Raw genomic sequence first — 20,229 nt, 5'->3', positions numbered from 1 at the left:
CCAACCCCTTTCAATAGACCTCTGCTTTTCTAGTCTTAGTTTCCTAGAAACGCTTTTTTAAAGAATGCTAGTTGCTTTTCAAGTGTGATTGGGTCAGTGAATGATGCGCCTTCACCTTGCATTTCAATGACATGTCCATTTTTGACAGCTGGAATGTTCTTGTATGTGTCTGTTTCTTGGAAAGATGTATTCGCATCAGAGTACTTACTTAAAATGACATAATCTCCCGCATATTTTGGAAGCACTTCAGCTGATAACGTATAATACCCTGCTTTTAATGCGTCTTTCTTTACTTTTTCAGGCATATTTAGTTTCATCGTTTGATATAAGATTTCTGTACCGCGCGCCCAGTTATTACCGTAAACATAAAGATCTTTCCCATATGCTTCAATAACAGATACAGTTGAATCCTTGCCGATTTTTGTGCGAATATCTTCTCCGATTTCTTCTGCCCGCTGTTTAAAGTCGTCAACCCATGCTCGGGCTTCTTTTTCTTTGTTTAGTAGCTTGCCAATTTCCACGTGCTGAGTTAAATAATCTACTTTACCCCATGTATAAGTAACAGTAGGAGCGATCTCATTTAATTTGTCTAAATTTTTTACCGTTGATAACGCGATGATTAAATCTGGCTCTAATTCAATAATTTTTTCTAGGTCATCTTCTGAAACTTCTTGAACATCTTTTAACTTTTCTTTAAAGGTTGGATTGTTTTTAGACCAAGTGTCTACACCGACAACGTTGACTCCTAAATCTAACACATTTCCGGTATACCCTGAAAGCATAACAACTCTTTGCGGATCGGCTGGAACTTCGATTGGTCCTGTTTCCGCTTGGTATGTAATCGTTTTAGATTCTTTTTTTGTTGAGCCGCTATCCTTTGTTGCTGACTCTTCATTGCCGCATGCACTAATCATAAGCGTCAGCAGTAGCATAAACGGGATTAATAGTTTCTTCATGCTCATTTTCACCTCTTAATAAATTGTAAGTAACACACTTCGGTTTATTTGTTCTCGGGCCAATTTGAAAGACTTCCCGCAGTACTCATCCTTCACAAGCCCGGCCTCGCCGTCTTTAATGCAATGATATAATCCGAAAAAAACGAGCAGCTCGATGTAAATCATAAAGTACCATCATCAAAAAAATCATGTCCGTCTCCCGTACAAGCGCCATAGCAATTCCATTGGCGCTGACCTCAGGATATGGTTGTTCCTTTTTATCTGGAATCGTTACACAGAGATTTTTTACAATTAAACGTCCTCCAGAGCCAGTATTTAATTCTTCAGTAAATAGCTGTATGAACCGCACAATGAAAATGAATAAACGATAATGATTATCAATATCAACAATAAATATATATTTCATTTTTCAATATGTCAATGTAAAAATTGTGTCCTTATCATAGTACCCTCATGAAAGTGAAACCTTTTAGAAAGAAAAAATTAATTATGATGAAAACAAGTTTAATAACTTATCATTGATAATCAATTACGAATGATGTTTGGAAGTGAACGGTGATGAGTCAACAGGATGATATTCAACCTTTTATAGCGGGTTAAGAGAGATGAAGCTAATTGAATATTGGCCGAAACTTGGCGGGGAAATCCTTGTTTATTTGTAGAAAATAATTTGGGATGTTAATGGATTGACCGTTGATCCAACAGTGGGGTATTGAAGGAAAAAATAGAATCGATACCCATTTTTTCTAAGTGCGACGTCAGGTCAAAATCATTATACAAGGAGGGCTTTTGAAAGGAAAGTCGGTCGTCTGTATTTCGACTATGAAAGGCCCTGAGAAGTACCCTTTGTTTCTATTGAATAACAGTCACAAAGTGTTGATGAAAAGAGCGGTGTTTCACTTTATAGGAATCAAGAAAGTGAAAATATTTGAACTTGGCCATATGGAGAGTCTAAAGGAAGGCAGAGTGAAAAGTTAGAAAAAATATATCACTATTTTAGAAAGGTAAATCGATAACCATTAAAAAATACTTCTCAGTAATATAAACAGTCTAAAGCAAAATCTTTCTATGAATCTATCAATTAGCCGTTTCATCGCTATGCAAGGCTTAATCAAAAATGATTAAGCCTTTGAAGAAAGCTTTATGAAAATACCTGCTTTTTAATGATAAATTCCGCAATCAGCAGGTTGATGATCCAGCAAAGCCAAACGGCTATTGTGTAGGAATGTTCATATGAGACATTCATTAGGTTATGCGTAATCGCAACTATTATATAAATCGTCATATTCGCAAATGAAAGAAAGAAGCTTCTCATCATCCATTGGCTGTGCAGTATGACTTTTTTTCCTTTAATAGACAGATAAGCAAGGATAGTCGTTCCAAGTCATAATGTATTTAAAATCAGAAATCCGATTGTACTGGGCAATCCTCCGGTTGCAAAAAGAGACATAAACTTCAAGAACAGTGACATGGTTGACGATACCTGCCAGATCAATCGCCGCTTACTTATCTATGAACGAGCAGAAAACCAGACCTTGTTAGCAATTTGCTTTACGAAGTGGAAAACCGTAAAAAAGAGCCCAGAGAATGATCCCTGAACTCACATTTCCTCACTTCATATACCGATACTCCCGCAATCTCTCCAAAATAGCTATTTCCTTCAAGAGTTCCTCACCAACATTCGTTTCCTTTACTTTCTTCCGCTCAAGTTCTTTATCCACTAATCGTTTCACCGTTAAGACATCAGTTCCGGTGCTCAGCACTTCCGCCTTGGAATTAAAGTGTTTATGGGCGACGAGCTGCATGCCGTAGGAGTTGTATAACAGCGTGTAGCCGGCGATACCTGTTGTCGATTGGTAGGCTTTGGAGAAGCCGCCGTCGATGACGATCATTTTTCCGTTTGCTTTGATCGGATCTTCTCCTTCGATTTCTTTTACCGGTGTATGGCCGTTGATGATATGGCCATGATCCGGGTTGAGGCCGAATTCTTTCAGGATGTTTCGGCAGGTTGCCTCGTCTTCACGCAAATAGTAATACGGGTTTTTCTTCTCTTTATGTGTTTCCTTCTCTTTAATGAAATAACGCTCAAAGGTCGTCATTGCGCGTTTTCCAAAAAGGGAGGAGTACTCGCCTGTCCATAAATACCAGACCATATCCGTCGCCAGATCATCGGTTTCTTCCGGGTGGGCAAACGCTTCCCGCAAGAATCGTTCAAATACATCAAGCAGCTCACGGCCCGCATAGGCTCTGTCCTCAATCATCATCTCTTCCATATTGCCGTTTTCGTCTACAGGAATACAGCCGTGAATCAATAGGTTGCCGTTATATTTTAAATAAAGGCTGCCTTTTTTCATCATAAAATTCATATGGCGGCCCAGCTTTTCGGAATGCTGGACAGAGAATAGCAGCTTGTCTATGACTTCTGCTTCTTCTTCTAATAGCTGATCTGGCTGCTCCGGATTCACTGTCGCAAAGCAGGTGTTTTCCAGCTGATATGTTTTTCCGTTCAGCGTGATTTCATTTCGGGCATAATCAATCTTTTCTAGTAACAGCCGTTCCTCCATATTAAAGTTCGGCCGTCTCTTGATAATCGGGCTTTCAAGCTTGAATTGGATCATCGCAATCGCTTGATGAATTTTTGTGATTTGCTTAATCTCATCTTCCGGTCTGTTTTCGTCTGCTTTCGGACGGAAAGATGGGTTATCATCGTAATATTTTTCGGCAAGGTTCAAGAGCGGTCTCAGATTGATGCCGTACACATCTTCAATAATATCCAAGTTGTCATAGCGGGCACAGATGCGGATAATATTTGCCAGGCATACTTTAGAGCCTGAATAAGCGCCTATCCAAAGGACATCGTGATTTCCCCACTGAATATCGACTGAATGATAGTTGATCAGTTCCTCCATAATCCTGTCCGGCTGCGGTCCGCGGTCGTAAATATCGCCGACCACATGCAGATGGTCGACCACCAATCGCTGCGTGCTATATGCAAGACCGGTGATCAGCTTATCAGCTTGGCCAAGCGCAATGATCTGATCTACGATTTTGGAGTAATACTGTTCTTTGTTGGCAGCTTCTTCTGTTTTATACAGCAGCTCCTCCGTAATATACGCAAACTGAGAGGGCAGTGCTTTGCGTAATTTGGAGCGGGTATACTTGGAAGAGCAATAAGATACGAGCTTAATCATTCGATTAATCGTTTCTTTATACCAATCGTTTAACGATGCTTTCGTATCGTAATTATGTTTTATTAACTTCAGTTTGTCTTCCGGATAATACACTAATGCTGCTAATTCATCAATTTCTCTATCATAAATGACACCGCTGAAAATATCGCGTATCTTCTCTTTTACTCTTCCTGAACCATTTCGCAGCACGTGCTGGAATGCCTGGTATTCGCCGTGCAAATCACTGACAAAATGCTCGGTGCCTTTCGGCAGGTTCAGTATCGCTTTCAAATTAATGATTTCCGTTACCACTTTTTCTTCACAATCGTATTTTTGTGCGAGTAAATCTAAATATTTGGTTTCCAAAATCGTCCATCCCCTTTTTAGAATAGGAGTTGCCCCCTATGTACGAGCATTTGCATGATAAGGTGATTTTAAAAGTATGACATTATTTTTAAATAATTGACCTTTATATGATAGTACCGCATAACTCCTTTTTGAGACAATCAAAACGAGGGAAAGAGGCGCTGAGAGAGCGGAGAGAAAGCTTCTTTAACATTAATCGGACACCGCATTTCAGAGTAACCCGGCTTTGGCTTGGTCACTTTCATGGAATTGATTTCTTTCTATCCCAGCATTGTCTCGTTTTCAGAAAGGGGAGGAAAATATTGTCGCTAGTATATAGGTGAGTTTAAGAATACTAGCGTTAACTATAAATAGAACCATTGACAAATCACTCAACCTCTATTAAAATTAAAAGTTATCCGATAGTAATTATCTCTATCGAAAAACTCAATACATGCAAGCTATGATTGCTGTGGGTCGCACTACAGCAGGAGCAGCTTCTGGAGAGACCGCGGAATTCTGCGGCGCCGAAGGGTTCACAATCTCAGGCAAAAGGACAGAAGAGTACCGAATATGTATTTGTCGTGCTGATGATTGTCAGCGGCACAAATATATTTTGATATTCTTATGACCGCGAGATTGGAGGACATCCAATCTCTTTTTTTTATGGGCTTTTTTACTGCTCGTCGTTCACTAGAGAGGTAAGGAGGAGTTTGATGTGGAACAGCGGGAATTAAAGAGGGACTTATCCAATCGGCACGTACAGCTTATCGCTATTGGCGGGACGATTGGCACCGGGTTGTTTTTAGGCTCCGGTAAGGCGATTCAATTGGCGGGTCCTTCTATCATCTTTGCGTATTTCATTGTAGGTATTGCGCTTTTTTTCGTGATGCGGGCGCTGGGAGAATTGCTGTTATCTAAAGCGGGTTATCAATCGTTAACCGATATTGCCGAGGAGTATCTGGGGCCGCGTGCGGCGTTTGTCACCGGGTGGACCTATTGGTTTTGCTGGATTATGACAGCTATGGCGGATGTGATTGCCGTCGGTGTCTATGTGAAATATTGGTTTGATATTCCGCAGTGGGTCCCTGCACTTATCTGTTTACTCATTTTATTAGGGCTCAATCTGTTGACTGTCAAGCTTTTTGGAGAATTGGAATTTTGGTTCGCTTTAATAAAGGTGATCACGATTCTTGCGTTAATTGTCATCGGTGTTATTTTGCTGGTGATCGGGTTTAAGACGCATACAGGAACGGTTTCGGTTACCAACCTTTGGGCGCATGGCGGTTTGTTTCCAAACGGATTTTCAGGCTTTTTGCTTTCTTTCCAAATGGTGATCTTTGCATATGTCGGTGTGGAATTAGTAGGTGTATCGGCGGCGGAAACGTCGAACCCGAAAAAAAATATTCCATCGGCTATTAATAAAATTCCTTTACGGATTTTATTTTTCTACGTCGGCGCGCTTATCGTCTTATTATGTATTAACCCTTGGATGGAACTGAATGCAGCGGAAAGTCCTTTTGTGAAAACCTTCAGCTTAGTCGGCATCCCGCTTGCCGCGGGAATCATTAATTTTGTTGTATTAACGTCAGCCGCGTCTGCTTGTAACAGCGGGATGTTTTCAACAAGCCGGATTCTGTACAATTTAAGTAAAACGAAACAGGGCCCGGCCAATTTTGCGAAGCTGAATAAAAACCATGTGCCGAGTCACGCGTTATGGGTATCAACCATTGTCCTGTCAGCAGGGGCGCTATTAAGCAAACTGATACCGGAACAAGCCTTTGGGATCGTGACAACCATCAGCGCGATTTGTTTCATATGGGTGTGGGGTGTGATTCTTGTCAGTCATATCAGATACAGGAAAACCCGTCCGCACTTACACGCAGCATCAACATTCAAAGCGCCATTCGCGCCGTTTATCAATTATGTTGTCCTGGCGATGTTTGCGGTCATTCTCATGATTATGCTGTATGCGGATGCGACTCGCCCGGCCTTGCTGCTGACTCCTCTATGGTTTATTGTATTGTTTATTTTATTTTGGATGAAAAAAAACAGGACAAAAAGAACATGATGAGTCAAATTAAATCTCTTGAAAAAGACGGTGTACTGCATGCAGTATGCCGTCTTTATTTTTGATTAACCGTTTCCTTTTATAGGTTTATATTTAATGTAGACATGAGAACGAGAGGAATGGAGTCATGGAATACAATTCATACATGAATGGACAATCGCAATATCCCGCTTGGTCCTATCCGTACAATTTGATCATATGGAAAGCGTTTGTCAGCCATGATGTGAAGTCCTATTTATATGGGTTATAACATAAAAAAGCGCCATACTGCCGTTTAAGCAGCATAGCGCCTTTCGTGTTAGTTTCGGATCAAATAATCAAACGCCCCTAATGCGGCATTTGCCCCCGATCCCATCGAAATAATGATTTGGTTATATGGTCCGTCTGTGCAGTCGCCGGCAGCGAATAGGCCAGGGATTGTTGTTTCGCCGCGTTTATCGACTGCGATTTCGCCGATGCGGTTGCGTTCGACGGTTTCAGGGAGCCATTCCGTGTTCGGCACAAGACCGATTTGGACGAAGACGCCTTGGAGCTCGACGTGTTTTTCTTCTCCTGTTTCACGGTCAACGTAAGTGATGCCGTTTAAGTTTTCATCACCCGTGATTTCTTTTGTTTGGGCGTTTTTCACGACAGTCACGTTAGGGAGACTGTAGAGACGTTTTTGCAGAACTTCGTCTGCTTTCAGCTCCGGTGCGAACTCAAGAACAGTCACGTGGTTGACGATGCCTGCAAGGTCAATCGCTGCTTCGATACCGGAGTTTCCGCCGCCGATGACGGCGACGTCTTTGCCTTCAAACAACGGTCCGTCACAGTGAGGGCAGTATGCGACACCTTTGTTTTTGAACTCTTGTTCGCCAGGTACGCCGATATTGCGCCAGCGTGCGCCAGTTGACAGAATGACGGTTTTGCTTTTCAGAACAGCGCCGTTTTCGAGTTCAAGATGGAAAAGATCTTTTTTCTCGAGACCTTTTGCGCGTTGCAGGTTCATGACGTCGATCTCGTAATCCTTCACGTGTTCTTCAAGGCTTGCCGCAAGCTTCGGCCCTTCGGTGCGCTTCACGCTGATGAAGTTCTCGATGCTCATCGTGTCAAGGACTTGGCCGCCGAAGCGTTCGGCAACGATTCCTGTGCGGATGCCTTTGCGCGCCGCATAGATTGCTGCGCTTGCACCGGCAGGTCCGCCTCCGACAACGAGTACATCGAACGGATCTTTATCAGAAAGCTCAGATGCATCTGTGCCGCTGCCCATTTTCGCAAGAATTTCTTCAAGCGTCATTCGGCCGCTTCCAAAGGATTCGCCGTTCAAGTATACGGTCGGCACAGCCATAATGTTTTTGCTTTCGACTTCTGACTTGTATGCCGCACCATCGATCATCGTGTGCGTGATGTTCGGGTTGAGCACGCTCATCATGTTCAATGCCTGCACAACGTCCGGGCAGTTGTGGCATGTGAGGCTGATATAAGATTCGAAGCGGTATTCGCCGCTGATGTTCTTGATTTGATCGATGATTTTTTGATCGACTTTCGGCGGTCGGCCGCTTACTTGCAAGAGTGCCAGCACCAAAGATGTGAATTCGTGACCGAGCGGAACTCCGGCGAATGTGACGCCTGTTTCTTCTCCGGCACGATTGACGCTGAAGCTTGGCGTTCTGTCGAGCTGCGCCTTTTCAACAGTGATTTTTGATGACATGGAAGCCAGCTCTTCTACAAGAGCCAGCATATCCTTAGAGACACTGTCATCGCCTGTACTGACTTTAAGGACGATGTCATTTTCAATCATCTGCATGTATTGGTTTAATTGTGCTTTGATATTTGCTTCAAGTACCAATTGAATGCACTCCTTAGATTTTGCCTACTAGGTCAAGGCTTGGTGTCAGTGTTTCAGAACCTTCTTCCCATTTAGCCGGGCAAACTTCGCCTGGGTTTTGGCGGACGTATTGAGCCGCTTTTACTTTGTTGATCAGGGTGCTTGCATCACGGCCGATACCGCCTGCGTTAATTTCAACAGCTTGGATCACACCGTCCGGATCGATGATGAATGTTCCGCGGTCAGCAAGACCTTCTTCTTCGTTCAGCACTTCAAAGTTGCGGGAGATCGTTTGAGACGGGTCGCCGATCATCGCGTAAGTGATTTTGCCGATTTTCTCAGAGCTGTCATGCCATCCTTTATGTACGAAGTGAGTGTCTGTAGAAACAGAGTATACTTCGACACCAAGTTCTTTTAGGGCAGCATATTCGTTTTGAAGGTCTTCAAGCTCAGTCGGGCAAACAAATGAGAAATCCGCTGGATAGAAGCAGAAAATGCTCCATTGGCCTTTCAGATCTTCGTGTGTAACATCGATAAACTCACCGTTTTTGTAAGCTTTTGCTGCGAATGGTTGTACTTCTTTTCCGATTAGAGACATAATATCGTCCTCCTGAATGTAGTTTAAGAGAAATAAAAATTGTAAACTTTATTTCTCTATAATTATTATAATTATATATAAATTATCAAATAATAAATATTTTTTGTCAAGGGCTTTGTTTGGACAAGGTTTAGATAGTTGAGAATTGATTCTTCCAGTTAGAAAGGTGAGAATCGGAAGTTCTAAATGAAAATCATGCATATGTGGTAAACAAAAAAGCCATCCGCAAAAAGGATGGACATCTCGTCTAAGACTTTTTCTTTTTTTTAGCGTTTTTGATCGTTTCTCCGTCAGCAACACCGTACAACCGGCTCTTCGGTGCATATACTTTTTGGGACGGCCATAGCCCATGGTGGCCGGAACATATATAGCTGACAAGACAAGCGGCAAAAAAGTACTCAATCCCTTTTCCATCAAACATTTCCAGTGCCAACAAGAACGCTGCAATAGGGGTATTGGCACCGCCGCAAAACGCAGCAATCAGCCCTACTGCCGCTAAAAATGAGAGGGGTAAATGAACAATGGAGTGTAAGGTGTTCCCTAGTGTAGCGCCCATGAAAAATAATGGGATAGCCTCACCGCCGACAAACCCCGTCCCCAAAGTAACAGCGGTAAAGATGAGCTTGGCGAGGAAGGCAAACGGAGGCACCTCTTCTTTAAAAGCCTGCTCTAACATGTCCAAACCTCGACCATTGTAGTCTTGTGAGCCGACTATTAAAAATAAGCATACAATGATGATTCCTCCCACAAAGGCTCGTTTCATATGGTTTTGATTAAAAATGCTCTCGGTGAATGCTTCTATCCCGTGTCTCAACTGGCTATATGTGACGCTTAATAGGCCGAAGATTACAGAAACAAGAAGAACTTTTACAAATGTGATGAAAGATAACTCTGGTAGAGCATGGATCATAAATTCTTCGTGCTTAACTCCCCAAGCCGCAGTCGTGATATAGTGACCAGTGAAGCTAGCGACAAAACAAGGGACAAGCGCTTCAAATTTAAGTTTTCCTAAAGCAGTCATCTCCATTCCGAAAACAGCACCGGTTATAGGAGCTCCAAATGCCGCACCAAATCCGGCACTAATGCCGCTCATGATGACAATTTTCGTGTCTAACAAACCGACCTTAAATAACTTGTTGACCATTTGAGCCACACTGCCCCCCATCTGGACAGCTGCACCTTCTCTCCCGGTCGACCCACCAAAAAAAACCGTTATAAAAGTTCCGAGATACACAATAGGTCCCATTCTCTGCGGAACTTTTTTTTCTCTATTAACGGCGTCAATCACAAGGTTATTTAATTGGGCGGTGTCATTTAAGGTGTTATGTAAGAATACTTTTCCATAATTCATGTAGATGTAACCAATGACAAGTCCTCCAAGCGGCAGAAGGAATATGAGCCAGTCGTTTTTCTCTCTTATTTCACCCAGATAGTCGTTAGTTTCTAGCAGGAAGGCAGTCGTTGATCCCACAATTCCGCCAATGACACCTCCGTATAATATCCATTTAACAAGAACCTTTAAAAAACTTTTATCCTGTATCACTTGATTGGTAACCTCATTTCAATTCTTTAGAATGCTTTTTGGAATGTATAGGGTCTTTAATTTCCGTAAAAATGTTATGTGATGAATTTGTTTGCGGCCCCGGAGGTTCAATAGGAGGTTGGTCGAGATTCCTTTCAATCAGCGATTTGAGCTGTTGAATATCCTCTTTAGTAACATATTGTTTATTTGGTTTTAACATATACCCTAACTGTCCGTTTGATTCGATTGTCGCCAATTGTAAGTCTTTAAATGATTGAATGTTTTGTTGTCTCAACCTTACTTCAAGCATATCTACAGTTAAACGCATTTTTTTTAAGTTATTAATATTAATTTGACCGTTTTCAACAACCATAACTGATTTTCCATAAATAAAGCTCTCTAAGGCATCAAATTTCAAAGCGCAATACTCAATTAAAAGAAGCGTGAGAATCATTAAAAAAGTGACGAGCATTGTAATCCAAATATTCCTGTCATTAACGGGTTGGATAATTAATGAACCAACAGCGATCATGATGACGGTCTGTGCAACAGTAAGCTGTGAAATAGACTTTCTTCCGGCTAACCGCAAAATGAGAACGCCTCCTATGACAATGACAACAGCTTTCCAGATGAACTGTAGGTCCAAGAACATTCCTCCTTTCAAAAAACAACGTAATAATTATATGTTGTAGAAGAGATATAAAATTATTCATGGTTGCACAGCCTAGACGCAATTTTTTTAAGGTTTTAAAAACGGCAAAAAGCCATCCACTGCAGGATGGCTTTCACTTAATTGTTGATTAAACGCCTTTAAAAGCCGAACGATAAATCTCAGCCAATTCAGATACCAACGGCAGCTTCGGATTGGCTGTCGTGCACTGATCTTCAAAGGCGCGTTCGGCCATGAGATCCACTTTGCTTTCGAATGCGGCGGCATCCACGCCGTTTTGTTTAATGCTCATCGGAATTTTAAGCTCTTTGGCGAGCGAGATAATCTCCTGGATCAGGCTTTCAACGCCTTCTGCAGTTGTTTTTGCAGGCAGGCCGAGCGTTCTGGCAATCTCCGCGTAGCGCTGATCGGCTATGAAGTGGCTGTATTTAGGAAATGCCGTGAACTTTTTCGGCTTTTCTGCATTATAGCGGATCACGTGCGGCAGAAGGATGGCGTTTGCCCGTCCGTGAGCGATGTGAAACTCCGCGCCAAGCTTATGAGCTAAGCTGTGGTTGATGCCGAGGAAGGCATTGGAAAACGCCATTCCGGCAATCGTTGATGCATTATGCACTTTTTCGCGGGCCAGCTCGTCGCTGCCGTTTTTGTATGCTCTAGGCAGGTATTCGAAGATCAGCTGGATGGCCTTCATGGCCAAGCCGTCTGTATAGTCGTTGGCCATGCACGATACGTATGATTCAATTGCGTGAGTTAATACGTCCATTCCTGTGTCAGCCGTAATATGTTTCGGCACGGTCATGACAAATTGCGGGTCAATGATTGCGACGTCCGGTGTTAATTCATAGTCGGCCAGCGGATACTTCGTATTCGTTTCTTTGTCTGTAATGACAGAGAATGAAGTGACTTCAGAGCCTGTGCCTGATGTTGTCGGGATCGCGACAAATTTTGCTTTTTCGCCCAGTTTCGGGTATTTGACGATGCGCTTGCGGATGTCCAGGAATTTTTGCTTTAATCCAAAGAATTCAGCATCCGGGTGCTCATAGAACAACCACATTCCTTTTGCGGCATCCATTGCAGAGCCTCCGCCGAGAGCGATGATGACATCCGGCTGGAATTTGGCCATCATGTCGACGCCGTTCATCACCGTTTCGATTGAAGGATCAGGCTCGACATCAGAAAAAATTTCACAATGAACGTAATCCGGGCGCCTTCTTAAGTAGTGTAGGACGCGGTCTACATATCCGAGTTTCACCATCCCCGGATCAGTCACAATCAACGCTTTTGAGATGTCAGGCATTTTCGCTAAATATTGGGTTGCGTGTTTTTCAAAATAGATTTTTGGAGGAACTTTAAACCACTGCATATTGACATTCCTTTTCGCCACTTTTTTCGTGTTGATTAAATGAACAGCTCCAACGTTTGACGAGACGGAGTTTCCGCCATATGTGCCGCATCCGAGTGTTAAAGAAGGCATATAGGCGTTGTAAATGTCGCCGATCGCCCCTTGTGACGACGGTGCATTGACGATGATCCGCCCGGCTTTCATCCGTAATCCGAATTCTTTAACGGCTTCTTGATCGTTCGTATGAATTACCGCCGAGTGGCCGGTTCCACCGAACGCGAGCATGTCTTCGGCGCGTTTTAATCCCTCTTGAATTCCGCTGACTTTGTAGCACGCTAAAACAGGGCTCAGTTTTTCCCTGGAAAGCGGGTAATCCGGACCTACGCCTTCTAATTCGGCGATGAGGATTTTTGTATCTTGAGGCACTTTGACACCGGCCATTTCAGCGATTTTGAATGCCGGCATGCCGACGATATCAGCGTTTACCGCGCAAGTATTTTCATTGATGACCAATTTCTCGACCTTTGATTTTTCGGTTTCATTTAAGAAATAGCAGTTGTTTCTTGTCATTTCGACTTTGACGTCTGAGTAGATGTCTTTGTCTATGATGACGGCCTGCTCTGATGCGCAAATCATGCCGTTGTCAAATGTTTTGGATAAGATCAGATCATTGACGGCTTGCTTCAGGTTGGCAGACTTCTCGATGTAGCACGGAACGTTTCCAGGTCCGACGCCAAGGGCCGGTTTTCCGGAGCTGTACGCTGATTTCACCATGCCGGCGCCCCCTGTTGCGAGAATCAGGGAAACGTTCGGATGGGTCATTAAGGCTTGAGTTGCATTCAGCGAAGGCGTTTCAATCCATTGGATACAGTTGTCGGGTGCTCCTGCTTTGACGGCTGCGTCCCGAAGGATTCTCGCCGCTTCGCGGCTGCATTTTTGGGCCGATGGATGGAAAGCAAACACGATAGGGTTTCTTGTTTTGATCGCTATCAGGGACTTGAACATTGTAGTGGAAGTAGGGTTGGTCACCGGCGTCACCCCGGCGATGACACCGACAGGCTCCGCGATTTCAATGACTCCGTCGTGTTCGTTTTCATTGATGATGCCCACTGTTTTATCGTATTTGATATGATGGTAGACATACTCTGTGGCAAACATGTTTTTAATGATTTTATCTTCATAAACGCCGCGCTTCGTTTCTTCGACGGCAAGTTTGGCGAGAGGCATGTGCTGATCAAGGCCGGCAAGCGCCATCTGTTTGACGATCTCATCAATCTGCTCCTGATCAAAGCTGCGGAATTCTTCCAATGCCTTTAGGCCTTTTTCGACTAGCTGATCAATCATGTTTGAGGCATTTTGCTTTTGTTTCATTTCCTTTTCTTCGATTGCCATTGTAAACCCTCCAGTGAATGAATAGGAATTTGATTACAACAGGATGTCCAGGGATGAATGATGCGGACATTTTTTGTGAAACATTTCACAAGTAGAGTTAAAAAATTTTATCCCTGAAGCGGATATCTGGTTTATTTTGGTATCAGTCCTCCTTTTCTGTGGCTGAATTTATCATATCACGAATTTGAAGTATGAGTTTGTGAAATGTTGAACAAAGTATGAAATTCAAAATTTGAGCAAAAATAAGAAACACTGCACCCCGAATTTCGGGGTGCAGCTTTTAATACCAGTCCGTATGAAACACGCCTTCCATATCTGTCCGCTCATACTTGTGAGCGCCGAAATAATCGCGCTGTGCCTGCAGCAGGTTTGCGTTTGAGCGGCCCGTCCGGTAGCCGTCGTAATAGGAGAGGGCGGTGCTCAGGCACGGGAATGAGATACCTGAGCTGATGCCTTCGCAGACGACCTTTCGCAAGCCGGACTGGTATTCTTTTAGCTTTTCAGCGAAGTCAGGTGCGACCAGCAGGTTGGACAGGTCCGGCTGTTTGTCGAACGCTTCACTGATGAGATTTAAAAATTGCGCACGGATGATGCAGCCGCCGCGGAAGATGAGGGCGATGTCCTTTAACGGCAGGTTCCATCCGTTCAGGTCAGACGTCATTTTATATTGAGCGAAGCCTTGTGCATAGGCGCAGACTTTCCCCATGTATAATGCCTGTCTGACGCGGTCGATCCACACGTTTTGATCCAGGGGCCGTTCTTCTGTTTCAGGTCCGGCCAATACGTTTTCGGCAGCTGTCCGTTCGTCTTTTAATGACGACAGGTAACGGGCAAACAGGGATTCCGTGATAATCGATGATGGAATGCCGTTGTCGACGGCCTGCAGGCTCGTCCATTTGCCCGTGCCTTTTTGGCCGGTTTTGTCGAGGATGACGTCGATGAGCGGAGCGCCCGTGCACTCATCCTTTTTCCGCAGGATCTCAGCCGTGATTTCGATTAAATAGCTTTTCAGCTCTCCTTGATTCCACGTCTCGAAAATGTCAGCGATTTCATCTATCGGCAGACGAAGCTTTTCTCTTAAAAATGTATAGGCTTCAGCGATAAGCTGCATGTCTGCGTACTCGATGCCGTTGTGCACCATTTTGACAAAATGCCCCGCGCCTTTCGGACCGATGTAGACACAGCATGGATCTCCTTCTACTTGAGCGGCGATTTTTGTGAGAATCGGAGCTACTTTTTCGTAGACGTCCCGATCTCCGCCGGGCATAATGGATGGGCCTTTTAAAGCGCCGACTTCGCCGCCGGAAATGCCGATTCCCAGGTAGCCGATTCCGTTCGCTTTCAAACTGTCATATCTTCGTTCCGTATCTTCGTAGTGGGAGTTGCCGCCGTCCATGATGACATCCCCTTCTTCAAGCAGAGGAACGAGCGAGTCGATGACAGAATCGACCGGTTTTCCTGCTGTGACCATAAGAAAGATTTTTCTCGGTTTTTCTAGAGACTGTACGAAATCTTCAAGTTCATAGTACGGCTTGACTGTTTGGCCTCCCGTTTTTTGGACGAGTTGATCGGTTAAATCCCTTGTGTAATTATAGACGGCGACTTGTTCGCCTTTGCTTGCCATGTTCAGGGCGATATTGCTCCCCATGACTCCCAAACCTATGACACCGATTGTATTGCACATGTAATACCTGCTCCTTCATGAAAACTTTTTTATACAAATAGGCTTAACAATAAAGTAAATCCTAATCCGGCCACCGCGATAATTGTTTCAAGCAGTGTCCAGGTGGCAAATGTTTCTTTCATGCTTAGGCCGAAATATTCTTTGAACATCCAGAAACCTGCGTCATTGACATGGGAAGCGATTACACTTCCGGCCCCTGTTGCAAGCACAACCAGCGCAAGATTGACATCGCTTTGTCCGAGCATCGGAAGAACGAGTCCGGTTGTGCTTAACGCAGCAACTGTCGCGGATCCTAATGAGATGCGCAGAATTGCGGCGATGACCCAAGCGAGCAAGATCGGCGACATGGCTGTTCCTTTGAATAATTCAGCTACATAGTCGCCTACTCCACCATTGATCAAGACTTGTTTGAAGGCGCCGCCGCCTCCGATGATCAAGAGCATCATTCCGATTTGTGTAATGGCGGTTGAACAGGAATCCATCACTTGTTTGATTGGGATCTTTCTGGAGATCCCCATCGTATAGATCGCGACCAACAGGGAGATGACCATCGAAGTCGAGGCATTCCCGATTAAGCGAACCGCTGCCAGCAGGCTGTTGTCTGCAAGGCCCACCGTTTCTTGAATAAGCGTAATAACAGTCGAAATCGACATGATAATGACCGGAAGCATAGCTGTGAAGACGCTGATGCCAAAGGCTGGCGTCTCTTCAAGTTTGAACGTTTTCTGTTCACCGAGTGAAGCGATGCTGCCCATTTTCTCAAATGATTGCGGGACGATTTTTTTCGCCAGTTTCGTAAATAAAGGTCCGGCCAAAAGAACGGTTGGGATAGCAACAATGATACCGTAGAGCAACACTTCCCCGATATTGGCGCCGAGCTCTCCCGCGATAGCCGTCGGCCCCGGATGCGGAGGCAGGAAGCCGTGTGTGACGGATAAGGCCGCCGTCATCGGAATTCCGAGGTATAAAATTGAAATCTTCAATTCTCTTGAAATGGCGAATACAATTGGAATCAATAATACCAATCCGACTTCGAAGAATAATGCAACCCCAATAATAAAGGAGGCGATGACGACCGCCCATTGGATGTTTTTCTCCCCGAATTTGTTGACGAGGGTCATCGCAATGCGCTGAGCGCCCCCTGAATCCGCGATCAGCTTGCCCAGCATGGCGCCGAGCCCGAAGATCAATGCGATATGGCCGAGCGTTCCGCCGAGCCCTTCTTCAATCGTTTTGACGATGTCGTCAAGCGGCATTCCGAGTGCCAAAGCAACCCCGAACGATACGATAATCAAGGAAACAAACGTATTCAGTTTTAACCCCATAATTAAAAGCAATAGTGCGACAATCCCGATGGCTACGATCAATAATGGCATGATAACGCCTCCAATTCTCCCCTATTTTTTGCTGGTTAAGTTTCTTTGATAATTTGCAATTTGTGTATACTCGTTTTCAAGTGCTCGCGATAAGTTGATAAAGATCGGCATTAATGTTCTGTATTCTTTGGCCGATTCTTCTTTCGGCGCGTGCCTGTGCGTGCTTCCGATCATGTCGGAGACGACATCAAATGAATCGATTTTTCCTGTCGCGTACAGTCCCAAAATGCAGGCTCCGAGACAAGAGCTTTCATAGCTTTCCGGCACGACGACTTCCGATTCGAAAATATCGGCCATCATTTGCCTCCATACATCAGACCTTGCGAAACCTCCGGTCGCCTGGATTCGGGCAACGGGCCCGTCCATGCATTCTGTCAACGCCAGGAAGACGGTGTACAGATTGTAAATAACCCCTTCCAACGCCGCACGAATCATGTGTTCTTTTTTATGCGACATGGTGAGGCCGAAGAATGAACCGCGCACATCCGGATTCCAAAGCGGCGCCCGTTCGCCTGCGAGGTATGGATGGAACAGCAGTCCGTCGGCACCCGGTCTGACGCGTTCGGCAATTTTGGTCAAGACATCGTACGGATCAATGCCGAGACGTTTTGCCGTTTCGATTTCTGATGAAGCAAATTCATCTCTGATCCAGCGAAGGACGATCCCGCCGTTGTTCACTGGCCCGCCGATGACCCAATGGTTCTCAGTTAAGGCATAGCAAAAGATTCTGCCTTTTTCATCGGTTTGCGGCTTATCGATAATCGTGCGAATCGCACCGCTTGTCCCGATGGTGACGGCGATTTCGCCTTTTTTAATCGCGTTGACGCCGAGGTTGGACAGCACGCCGTCGCTGGCACCGATAACAAATGGCGTTTGCGGATCGATTCCCATCATCGCCGCCAGTTCCGGATTGCAATGATGGAAAATGGCTGTTGTCGGAACGAGCTTTGATAAGTGATCGGGTGTGATGCCGGCAACGGTCAGTGCTTCTTCGTCCCAGGCCATTGTTTTGAGATTCATCATTCCCATCGCCGAAGCTAAGGAGTAATCGACGACATATTGATCAAATAACTTTTTAAAAATATATTCTTTAATTCCGATATATTTTTTCGCTTTGGCAGCGATTTCAGGATGTTCGTTCACAATCCATGTGATTTTACTTAGCGGCGTCATCGGGTGAATCGGCGTTCCCGTTCGTTTATAGATATTGTGCCCGTTCATTTCTTCTTTGATTTTATGAGCCCAGCCTTCGCTTCTGTTATCTGCCCAAGTGATGCAGGAGGTGAGCGGCTTGTCGTTTTCGTCCATTGCAATCACGCTGTGCATTGCGCTGCTGAATGAAATGAATGACGGCTGTTTGTCAGGATGCTGCTGCATGATTTTCGCCGTTGACTGGATGACGGCCTGAAAGATTTCATCCGGGTTTTGTTCAGCGGTCGAGATGTCCGGTGTGTAAAGCGGGTAGCCGATGCTTTCCTTTTGGATCACGTTCCCTTTTTCACTGAATAAAACCGCTTTCGTGCTTGTCGTACCGATATCTATGCCTAACATATAACTAGTCATTTTCTTGTTCGGCCCCTTTCGCCAGCATTTGTTGCGACAGCCACAGATCTTCAACTTTACCTTGCACGTCATCGAAATTTTGATGTAGGGATTTAAGCATCAGATCCCTGTCTTTCGTTTTGATTGCTTGGATATAAAGTTCATGGTTATCGAGAATTCGTTCAAAGTCTTCGTATTTTTCTTTTAAGCGGGCCCGCATGGATAAAAGAATAAAGCTTTCCATCACAGGTTTGAGATTGTTCCATATCATCAAAATGTAAGAATGATTGATGGAGCGGACAATCGTTTCGTGAAATAAGACGTCTTGAAATGAGAACTCGTCGGCATCTTTGTATTTGATGGAGACTTTCATCATCTCCAATATTTTGCTGAGGTCTGTTACCAGTTCGTCGACATTGGCCTGTCCAAGCCGTTCGAATACGAATGTTTCCATCACCAGACGCACATCATAAATTTCTCCAATTTCTTTTTCGGTTAAACCGATGACAACGGCGCCCATCCGTTCCAAACGGATGATTTTTTCCGATGCCAGTATTTTTAAAGCCTCGCGGATGGGAGACCGGCTCACCGAGAATTCCGCAGCTAATTTATTTTCAGATAAAATGGTACCGCTTTCAATCAAGCCGGAAATAATGCGCATTCTCAGCTCGCATGCGACGCGAACACCTGTTGAAGCTCTTGAAAGCCACTTCTCCGGATATAAAAGACTTTTAGATTTGCTCATACACTCACCTTCCTAGTTATACGAGTATACTTGTATACAAGTATGATAACGCGATTATTTTGATTATGCAAACACTTTCATTTTAAATTTTTCGAAAAATTTTTCCATTTAGAAATCATTTGTTTTGCAGAAGCACTTTGAAAGCCCCTCTAAAACAAAAAAATAAAGGGAGCAGCTGCCCTTTATATTTTGACCATTTGTTTAACGATGAGTTTGAAGTCATGTTCGCTAATTTCTATGTGCCCAAATCGAAAGGAATAACCCCAGTGCCGTTTGTTTTTGATGAAAGAGAGGTTGGGAATGAATGGGTGGATCGGCGTTTCCCGGCATTTTAAAAAGTTGATCTTCCTTCTGTAAGGTGAGAATCCTTCTCCCGCATGAACCTTGTAAACTCTGTTATCACTCACTTCCCCTACAGCTGTAAACTTTTGATAGGGCGCATGATCTTTGAGATTTTGTTTTGGCGAGTAATAAATGATCCAATCATCGGGATTCATTCTTTTTAAAGGCGCCTCTTTTCCGTGGCAAAGTTGAGCAAAGCCTCCGGATACACCTTTCAAGACGTGATCGCGCGAAGCTACGCCGATCCAATACCTTCTTTTCATTCCATTCAGCATCCGCAAGCATCCTTGTCAGTATCCCCTTCGGTGCATGCTGACACAGGAAAATTCATTTCTCTCCATGCCGCGATCCCTCCGGTCAGCTCTTTCACTTGATAGCCTTTTTCTAATAAAAATTTAGCTGCTTTAGATGCCGTATTGCACCAGACATCCCAGCAGTACACAATGATTTCTTTATCTTTTGGAATATCCTCTAATCGATTAGGGAGATCGTGTTCAGGTATCGCTTGAGCACCTTTTATCGTCAAACTCCTGACTTCGCTTGGCCCGTTTCTTACATCTATTAAAAAATATTTTTCAGGGTGATCCTTTGAAGATTTAAAATAATCCATTGGACTAATGGTGGCTTCTAAACGTGCATTAAAAAAATCGAGTGAATTCATAGGGTA

At 44.2% G+C, this 20,229-nt stretch carries 16 protein-coding genes, 2 pseudogenes and 1 riboswitch; of the genes and pseudogenes, 4 read left to right on the top strand and 14 right to left on the bottom strand.

Going from position 1 to position 20,229, the window contains the following annotated elements:
* Window positions 1-35: 35 nt before the first annotated feature.
* Complete coding sequence (locus QMZ64_RS06130; protein ID WP_265625222.1) at window positions 36-956, bottom strand: iron-hydroxamate ABC transporter substrate-binding protein; 921 nt, start codon at window positions 954-956, stop codon at window positions 36-38.
* Between the two features lie 575 nt (window positions 957-1,531).
* Here QMZ64_RS06130 and QMZ64_RS23275 point away from each other — a divergent pair.
* Both QMZ64_RS23275 and QMZ64_RS06125 read left to right on the top strand, forming a co-directional pair.
* Window positions 1,532-1,738 (top strand): annotated as a pseudogene (locus tag QMZ64_RS23275) (thioredoxin reductase); the annotation flags it as partial.
* Window positions 1,737-1,972: pseudogene (locus QMZ64_RS06125) on the top strand (NAD(P)H-dependent oxidoreductase); the annotation flags it as partial. The pseudogenes QMZ64_RS23275 and QMZ64_RS06125, both read left to right, overlap by 2 nt.
* A gap of 125 nt (window positions 1,973-2,097) precedes the next feature.
* Here the strand turns inward: QMZ64_RS06125 and QMZ64_RS06120 are convergent.
* Together QMZ64_RS06120 and fbp are read right to left on the bottom strand one after the other, a co-directional pair.
* Complete coding sequence (locus tag QMZ64_RS06120) at window positions 2,098-2,328, bottom strand: DUF2306 domain-containing protein (RefSeq protein ID WP_301441205.1); 231 nt, start codon at window positions 2,326-2,328, stop codon at window positions 2,098-2,100.
* A gap of 238 nt (window positions 2,329-2,566) precedes the next feature.
* On the bottom strand, window positions 2,567-4,492 hold the full coding sequence (gene fbp / locus QMZ64_RS06115; RefSeq protein ID WP_301441190.1) for a fructose-1,6-bisphosphatase: 1,926 nt from the start codon (window positions 4,490-4,492) through the stop codon (window positions 2,567-2,569).
* Window positions 4,493-4,961: 469 nt separating this feature from the next.
* Window positions 4,962-5,041, top strand: a riboswitch (glycine riboswitch).
* Window positions 5,042-5,189: 148 nt separating this feature from the next.
* Here fbp and QMZ64_RS06110 point away from each other — a divergent pair.
* Together QMZ64_RS06110 and QMZ64_RS06105 are read left to right on the top strand one after the other, a co-directional pair.
* The gene (locus tag QMZ64_RS06110; protein WP_025810517.1) at window positions 5,190-6,542 is read left to right on the top strand and encodes an amino acid permease; all 1,353 of its coding nucleotides are present in this window, start codon (window positions 5,190-5,192) and stop codon (window positions 6,540-6,542) included.
* 127 nt (window positions 6,543-6,669) lie between these two features.
* Window positions 6,670-6,792: a hypothetical protein gene (locus tag QMZ64_RS06105; RefSeq protein ID WP_265625224.1), complete on the top strand. Its 123-nt coding sequence runs from the start codon at window positions 6,670-6,672 to the stop codon at window positions 6,790-6,792.
* A gap of 48 nt (window positions 6,793-6,840) precedes the next feature.
* Here the strand turns inward: QMZ64_RS06105 and ahpF are convergent, their stop codons facing one another.
* From ahpF to QMZ64_RS06050, 11 genes are all read right to left on the bottom strand, one after another.
* Window positions 6,841-8,370 carry an alkyl hydroperoxide reductase subunit F gene (gene ahpF / locus QMZ64_RS06100; protein ID WP_265625226.1) on the bottom strand — a complete coding sequence of 510 codons (1,530 nt, stop codon included), beginning with the start codon at window positions 8,368-8,370 and terminating at the stop codon, window positions 6,841-6,843.
* A 13-nt stretch (window positions 8,371-8,383) separates the two neighbouring features.
* Window positions 8,384-8,947, bottom strand: a complete 564-nt coding sequence (ahpC, locus tag QMZ64_RS06095) for an alkyl hydroperoxide reductase subunit C (protein ID WP_020453590.1) — start codon at window positions 8,945-8,947, stop codon at window positions 8,384-8,386.
* Window positions 8,948-9,194: 247 nt separating this feature from the next.
* Window positions 9,195-10,490, bottom strand: coding sequence for a chloride channel protein (locus QMZ64_RS06090; protein ID WP_265625227.1), 1,296 nt, complete (start codon window positions 10,488-10,490; stop codon window positions 9,195-9,197).
* Window positions 10,491-10,503: 13 nt separating this feature from the next.
* Window positions 10,504-11,115 carry a DUF421 domain-containing protein gene (locus QMZ64_RS06085; RefSeq protein WP_265625228.1) on the bottom strand — a complete coding sequence of 204 codons (612 nt, stop codon included), beginning with the start codon at window positions 11,113-11,115 and terminating at the stop codon, window positions 10,504-10,506.
* 154 nt (window positions 11,116-11,269) lie between these two features.
* A complete protein-coding gene (gene adhE, locus QMZ64_RS06080; protein WP_265625229.1) occupies window positions 11,270-13,873 on the bottom strand; it encodes a bifunctional acetaldehyde-CoA/alcohol dehydrogenase in 2,604 nt (867 codons plus the stop codon).
* Window positions 13,874-14,153: 280 nt separating this feature from the next.
* On the bottom strand, window positions 14,154-15,557 hold the full coding sequence (gene gnd / locus QMZ64_RS06075; RefSeq protein ID WP_301441189.1) for a decarboxylating NADP(+)-dependent phosphogluconate dehydrogenase: 1,404 nt from the start codon (window positions 15,555-15,557) through the stop codon (window positions 14,154-14,156).
* 29 nt (window positions 15,558-15,586) lie between these two features.
* A complete protein-coding gene (locus tag QMZ64_RS06070; protein WP_265625231.1) occupies window positions 15,587-16,933 on the bottom strand; it encodes a GntP family permease in 1,347 nt (448 codons plus the stop codon).
* A gap of 21 nt (window positions 16,934-16,954) precedes the next feature.
* Window positions 16,955-18,496, bottom strand: coding sequence for a gluconokinase (gntK, locus tag QMZ64_RS06065; protein ID WP_301441188.1), 1,542 nt, complete (start codon window positions 18,494-18,496; stop codon window positions 16,955-16,957).
* Window positions 18,489-19,220 (bottom strand): GntR family transcriptional regulator, encoded by a 732-nt coding sequence (locus tag QMZ64_RS06060; protein ID WP_243941297.1) that lies wholly within the window; start codon window positions 19,218-19,220, stop codon window positions 18,489-18,491. The genes gntK and QMZ64_RS06060 overlap by 8 nt, the downstream gene beginning before the upstream one ends.
* Before the next feature lie 182 nt (window positions 19,221-19,402).
* On the bottom strand, window positions 19,403-19,837 hold the full coding sequence (locus QMZ64_RS06055) for an EVE domain-containing protein (RefSeq protein ID WP_265625233.1): 435 nt from the start codon (window positions 19,835-19,837) through the stop codon (window positions 19,403-19,405).
* Window positions 19,831-20,223, bottom strand: coding sequence for a rhodanese-like domain-containing protein (locus QMZ64_RS06050; protein WP_265625234.1), 393 nt, complete (start codon window positions 20,221-20,223; stop codon window positions 19,831-19,833). The genes QMZ64_RS06055 and QMZ64_RS06050 overlap by 7 nt, the downstream gene beginning before the upstream one ends.
* Between the last annotated feature and the right edge of the window lie 6 nt (window positions 20,224-20,229).

Source organism: Bacillus sp. LB7 (assembly GCF_030449715.1).
Lineage (GTDB): Bacteria > Bacillota > Bacilli > Bacillales > Bacillaceae > Bacillus > Bacillus paralicheniformis.
This window is presented reverse-complemented; position numbering and strand designations above follow the sequence as displayed.

Excerpts from the sequence above, each read along its gene's own strand:
- QMZ64_RS06130 (WP_265625222.1), bottom strand. The coding sequence starts at position 956 with ATGAAGAAACTATTAATCCCGTTTATGCTACTGCTGACGCTTATGATT.
- QMZ64_RS06105 (WP_265625224.1), top strand. The coding sequence starts at position 6,670 with ATGGAATACAATTCATACATGAATGGACAATCGCAATATCCCGCTTGG.
- ahpC (WP_020453590.1), bottom strand. The coding sequence starts at position 8,947 with ATGTCTCTAATCGGAAAAGAAGTACAACCATTCGCAGCAAAAGCTTAC.
- adhE (WP_265625229.1), bottom strand. The coding sequence starts at position 13,873 with ATGGCAATCGAAGAAAAGGAAATGAAACAAAAGCAAAATGCCTCAAAC.
- gnd (WP_301441189.1), bottom strand. The coding sequence starts at position 15,557 with ATGTGCAATACAATCGGTGTCATAGGTTTGGGAGTCATGGGGAGCAAT.
- QMZ64_RS06070 (WP_265625231.1), bottom strand. The coding sequence starts at position 16,933 with ATGCCATTATTGATCGTAGCCATCGGGATTGTCGCACTATTGCTTTTA.
- gntK (WP_301441188.1), bottom strand. The coding sequence starts at position 18,496 with ATGACTAGTTATATGTTAGGCATAGATATCGGTACGACAAGCACGAAA.
- QMZ64_RS06060 (WP_243941297.1), bottom strand. The coding sequence starts at position 19,220 with ATGAGCAAATCTAAAAGTCTTTTATATCCGGAGAAGTGGCTTTCAAGA.
- QMZ64_RS06055 (WP_265625233.1), bottom strand. The coding sequence starts at position 19,837 with ATGCTGAATGGAATGAAAAGAAGGTATTGGATCGGCGTAGCTTCGCGC.
- QMZ64_RS06050 (WP_265625234.1), bottom strand. The coding sequence starts at position 20,223 with ATGAATTCACTCGATTTTTTTAATGCACGTTTAGAAGCCACCATTAGT.